This is a genomic window from Pseudooceanicola sediminis, assembly GCF_003575965.1.
Classification (GTDB): domain Bacteria; phylum Pseudomonadota; class Alphaproteobacteria; order Rhodobacterales; family Rhodobacteraceae; genus Pseudooceanicola; species Pseudooceanicola sediminis.
Genome location: NZ_QWJJ01000036.1, coordinates 1 through 3,164, shown reverse-complemented (window position 1 = coordinate 3,164; position 3,164 = coordinate 1). Strand labels below are relative to the sequence as shown.

Genomic DNA, 3,164 nt, shown 5'->3' with positions numbered 1-3,164 from the left:
CTCCATCGATGCTGAAACTGTCCTCGGCATTGGCCCCGAAGATCCAGCCGTAGCGACCCTCGGCCGTCCATTCCTGCATACGCTCGAAGAGATCGCCTTCGTCATCGGTCGAGACCAGCAGCGAGGCGAAATCCGACCAGTTCCGTAGACCCGCATGTCCTGCGCTGGCGTTCTGGCGCACGACTTCCTGCAGTCGGTTGGTCTGAACCGGGGTCAGCGGTCGATCGCGCCGCTCCAAGAGGCTCGCGAGCCAATCAGCAAGCCATGCCTGGCCCCGCACGTCGATCTCGGTCTGGAGCGGATTGAGGCCCGTGGGGCGCCCCGCCCGCACGGTCGAATAGCTGCCGCCGAGCGCGCGGACGGCCATCTCCATCCCCGCGCGATAGTCGAATACGAAGACCCGCGCACCTGCCCGCCGTGCCATGGTCATCAGGAAAGCCGCCAGGACGGATTTGCCGGAGCCGGGACGGCCGAGGATCAGCGTGTGGCCACCCGTGGGTTCGCGATCCGGCGCGCCCTGTTCGTGGAAGTTGAAGCGAAAACCGCTGCGCTCGGGTGTGGGAAAGAGCGTGATCGGAACGCCCCAGGGGACTTCCCGCCCTGTCTTTCCGAGCGAGGTGCGGTGGAAGGTAGCGAGATCGGCGAAGTTGTGGTTCGTGATTGCGGCCTTGCGGCTACGCGCCCCTGTGTTCCCGGGATGCTGCGCCATGAAATGCGCCCGCGCCCCGAAGGCTTCCGAGATCAGGTTGATCCCGGAAGTGGCGGAGATGTTGCGGATTTCGGCCGCGATGTCGTCAAGCGCCGTCTGGGTGCGGGCATAGACGGCCACGGTCATGTGGTGCTCGCCGAAGATCAGGCGTTTGGATTCCAGATCGTCCTGCGCGAGTTCCAGTTCCTGGGCGAGACTGACGGCTCCGTCATTGGCGGCCTGCATTAGCCGCAGCTGCCGCTTGATCCGGCCCGCCATGATGTTGGCGTTGATCGGCACAAAAGAGTGCGTGACCACCATGTCGACGGGCAGATTCAACTCGTCGAGCATCAGGCTATCGGTCTTGGCGGGGTAGTTCTTCACCGCAAAGATCGCCCCGAGCTTGTCGCCGACGGCACCGTCCGAGAGTGCGATGGTCGTGCCGCGGAAGGTGACGCGGGTATTGGCTACGTCCTCGGCGATCACACCGAGGCGCGACCGGGGGAAGAGCGGGTGCTCCTCGCCCGTGTTGAGTGAACCGAGGAAGCCCAGAAGCTCGCCGGTGCTTGCGGCCAGCAGGCGGGGCTTCAGCTCATCGAAGGAGGACAGCAGAAACCCCACAACCTCGTCGAGCTTGCGCAAGCGGCGGGTGGTGTCGGCCGCATGTCGCGAGCGAGACGCCCCAAGTCCGAATGGCAAGCGGCTGCCGGTCTCAGGTCGCTTCAGCACCGTCAGGGTCAGCGTCTTGTCGCGCAAACCCGCGCGGCCGAGATGCGCGTGCCATCGTTTGTCGACGGCGGCCGCAAACCCTTCGCCCGGAACGGGCGGCAGGGTCACGTCGACCGCTTTCGAGACCTTGTGCAAGTAGAATGAGAACTCGGTCCCGACCTGCGCCACGATGCCAGCCAGCAACCCTCCGATCCGGTCGAGATGCCCGTCCTCGCTCGTGGTGCTGTTCACCCCCTCGAGCCGGATGCATTGCATCAGCTCGTTGCCGCGTGTCCGGATCGTTCGGTCGTTCACGAGGCTCACATAAGGCAGCATCATTGAGAGCCGCTTCTCGCCCTTGACCCATGAGGGTAGCGCAGTCAGCGGATCGATGGCGTTCTCAACCTCATCGGCAAGTCCATCACGGGGCATAGCTGTCGCCTCCGTGCAGCTTGCGGTTCGTCGTGGGCGGGGTTTCCTGCAGGGTGATCACAAGGACATCGAGGAAGTTCGGATCCCAGTCTGCGGCCTTCCAGAGCGCCGGCCAGGCCAGCCCCGCGAACACAGCCACCACCCAGCTCTGCACCCAGAGGAACAGAAGCGTCGAGCCGAAGAGCCAGACCATGGCGTACATGATCGGCAAGCCCATCAGCTTGGGTGGCCTGAGAAGGCCGATGAACACGCGGGACTGGTCAGCCATGGCCAAGAACTCCGGGATTGCTCAGGTGGTCCAGATGGCGGCGACGATGGTGGGTGCTGCGGCGATGCCCGCGATTGCAACCACGACCCAAAGCGCCTGACGAAAGTCGAGGATGCCAAAGAGCCAGGAAAGAAACACACCGATCAGTGCGAGCGTGCCAATCACGATGCCCAAGGGACCGGTGATCGCATCGACAATGCCTTGAAGCAGGGTCTGTACCGGCGAGAGGTCGATGCTTTGCGCAAGCGCTGGACCCGCCAGCACGATAAGGGCCATCGCGCCGAACGCGGTGATCGCCCGCGTGCGGAGCACGCTTTGACGTTTTCTCGATGTCATGAAAGATCTCCTCTGAGCCGCTCAAACACGGCGGTCACACGGGCCACATGCCCTTGGGTTTCTCGAAAAGGGGGGATGCCGCCGTGGCGTGTGACCGCCTCCGGACCCGCGTTGTAGGCCGCAAGGGCCAGAGAGCCCTCGCCGAACTGGTCGAGCATCATCAGCAGGTAGCGAGCTGATCCGTCGAGGTTCTGCGCAATGTCATGTGGGTCGACGCCGAGGTCGCGGGCAGTATCCGGCATAAGCTGCCCGAGGCCTATGGCACCGACAGGGCTACGTGCAGCCGGATTGTATGCGCTCTCGACTTCAATGTTGGCTCGGTAAAGGAGCGCCCAATCAGTGACGGAAAGCCCCGCGCGACGCAGCGCACCATGCCCGGCATACCGTAGCGCCGTGGTCTCGATCGCATGGAGGATTTCTGGGGTGGCGTGGGCGGCAGATCGAGCCGGGATCGCTGTCTCGCTCGTTGCGTCGGGAACGCGAGGTTCTGCGAAGAGAAAAAGGCGCTCGTTTGCCTCTTGAGAAGTGGAAATCAATTGGCCGTCTGGACCAACCGAGAAGATGAAACCGTCGGCCAGGGCCGGGGGCGCGGAACAAACGCCTGTACCCAAAGCAACGACGAGCGCGGTCGCGCGGTCAGCTGCCTTTGACCGGAGGCGCGGCGTGGCGTTCGCGGCCACCTTCTTCAAGTGGGATGCTAGCGGTCGTACAGCCCATGTCGGCCAGGAAACT

Annotated in this window: 4 protein-coding genes; all 4 read right to left on the bottom strand. The window is 63.9% G+C overall.

Features of this window, described 5'->3' with window-relative positions; translation table 11 throughout:
- A partial coding sequence (locus DL237_RS20315) for a VirB4 family type IV secretion/conjugal transfer ATPase (protein WP_119400794.1) occupies positions 1–1,828 on the bottom strand: 1,828 nt, incomplete at its 3' end.
- Positions 1,818–2,096: a type IV secretion system protein VirB3 gene (locus tag DL237_RS20310; RefSeq protein WP_009574151.1), complete on the bottom strand. Its 279-nt coding sequence runs from the start codon at positions 2,094–2,096 to the stop codon at positions 1,818–1,820. The genes DL237_RS20315 and DL237_RS20310, both read right to left, overlap by 11 nt.
- 21 nt (positions 2,097–2,117) lie before the next feature.
- Complete coding sequence (locus DL237_RS20305) at positions 2,118–2,432, bottom strand: TrbC/VirB2 family protein (protein ID WP_009574150.1); 315 nt, start codon at positions 2,430–2,432, stop codon at positions 2,118–2,120.
- On the bottom strand, positions 2,429–3,112 hold the full coding sequence (locus DL237_RS20300) for a lytic transglycosylase domain-containing protein (protein WP_071167342.1): 684 nt from the start codon (positions 3,110–3,112) through the stop codon (positions 2,429–2,431). Before DL237_RS20300 ends, DL237_RS20305 begins: the two co-directional genes overlap by 4 nt.
- Positions 3,113–3,164: the final 52 nt, after the last annotated feature.